We start from the raw sequence: 1,784 nt of genomic DNA on the forward strand, positions 1-1,784 counted from the left end.
TGTGATGTCTATGGAGTTTTTGGACACGGAGTCTAATGGCTTTTTGGACGGGGAGTCCAGATAGTTTTTGGTCACGGAGTCCAAAGACTTCCTTGTCGTGATGTCTCAAGACTTTTTGGACAGTCGGTGGGTTGGAATACCAAGATGGCTATTTCAACCCATCTCCGCAAGAAAATAGCGGACTTCGACCCAGTAAGAGACGGACGAACCGTCACCCAATTCTGCAAGGATATTGGCGTATCTCGCCAAACCTATGCCAACATCAAACGCCGCGTTGAACAACGCGGCCGTGCAGGCATCCTGCCTGACTCCACCGCCCCGCATTCCCCAGCCAGAATCTACGATGATCACCTTCGTCAGAAAGTCATCACAGCTCGATCAGTGCTCAAGGCCCGGGGACGTGACTATGGCCCGTGGTCGATCTATTACTACCTCATTGATGACCTTGGTTTAGAGCACCCACCGGCACGGTCTACGATTGCGCTTTGGCTCCACGAAGCTGGTGTTGCTGAGGCCAATGCCCGTAAACGTCCTCGTAAAAGCTATAAACGCTGGGCACGCGATAAAGTCGATGAGCTGTGGCAACTCGACGGGTTTGTCTATCGACTCTTTGACACTCCACATACCCAGATCACTATCTACCAGCTGGTTGATGATGCCAGCCGGTTTGATCTGGGCTCACAAGCCTTCGCCGCCAAAGAAAACGGATTCGATGCTCGCACTACCTTGGCCGCAGCAATAGAAACGTATGGTCGCCCGCAGGAACTTTTGACCGATAACGGTGAAGCTTTTGCCACCTATCACCGGGGCCGATTGTCCGATACCGAGCGCTGGCTCGCCGCCCAAGGTATCTGGTCCATTGCAGGTTTTGGCCCGCAAACCCAAGGCAAAGATGAACGCTCGCATCAAACTATGACCAAGTTTCTCGATGCACGCCAACCTACGACACTTCAGCACGTCCAACAGCTGTTGGACGACTACCGCGAGTTTTACAACACCAGGCGCCGCCATCAAGGCCTGCTAGTCGGCAAAATGCACATCACTCCAGCCCAAGCCCGTGAGCACTTCGCCCACGCTCAATCCCCAACACAACCCATTGACCCGGATCTGCTGTGGGCCAAGATTGTGAAGTCATACCGGGATACGCACTCAGAAAGCGCGATACACCACGAGCATCGTATCGAGAAGGTTAAAGAGGCGATGGTGCCGGTTGTGGGAGAAGTTGCAGCTTCTCCCACAACCATCGATGACGATAACGAACCAATCCAGCAAGAATCATCTCCTACCGTCAGTCCCACCGTAGACGGTCTATCCGCCCAGTCAAGCAACGCCTGGGGTATCCCCGACACACTGTGGATCAACAAAAGCGGAGTGGTGCGCATCCTGGGCTATGGATTCTATGTAGGACTCCGGTTTAAAAACCGGCTCATATACAGCCACGTTACCGATGACACCGCTGAGTTCTTCACTGATCATGATGGTGAAGCACTGTTTTCATTCCCACTGCCCATCAAGCTACTTGAGCGTCCAGCCGGCGGACAGATCAACATCGGGCATGTCGAAGGAATGTGGCACCGCCGGCCACCAGAGATCAAACCAATCCTGTCGCGTCCGCGCCCGTCGAGACGAAAGAAACCATAACCGGTAAGACGAGCTAGAGACTGTCCAAAAACACCAAAGACTCCCTGCCCAAAAAGCAGGGAGACTCCACGTCCAAAAAGTCATTGGACTCCTAGCCCAAAAAGTTACTGGACTCCGTGTCCAAAAAGTCCATGGACATAACA

General features: G+C 53.3%; 1 protein-coding gene. It reads left to right on the top strand.

All coding sequences use genetic code 11. From position 1 onward, the window contains the following. Window positions 1-144: 144 nt before the first annotated feature. Window positions 145-1,641 carry an integrase core domain-containing protein gene (locus tag HMPREF2635_RS01845; protein WP_049156914.1) on the top strand — a complete coding sequence of 499 codons (1,497 nt, stop codon included), beginning with the start codon at window positions 145-147 and terminating at the stop codon, window positions 1,639-1,641. Window positions 1,642-1,784: the final 143 nt, after the last annotated feature.

This window comes from Corynebacterium sp. HMSC035E02 (assembly GCF_001836065.1).
Taxonomy (GTDB): Bacteria; Actinomycetota; Actinomycetes; order Mycobacteriales; family Mycobacteriaceae; genus Corynebacterium; species Corynebacterium hiratae.

Excerpts from the sequence above, each read along its gene's own strand:
- HMPREF2635_RS01845 (WP_049156914.1), top strand. The coding sequence starts at position 145 with ATGGCTATTTCAACCCATCTCCGCAAGAAAATAGCGGACTTCGACCCA.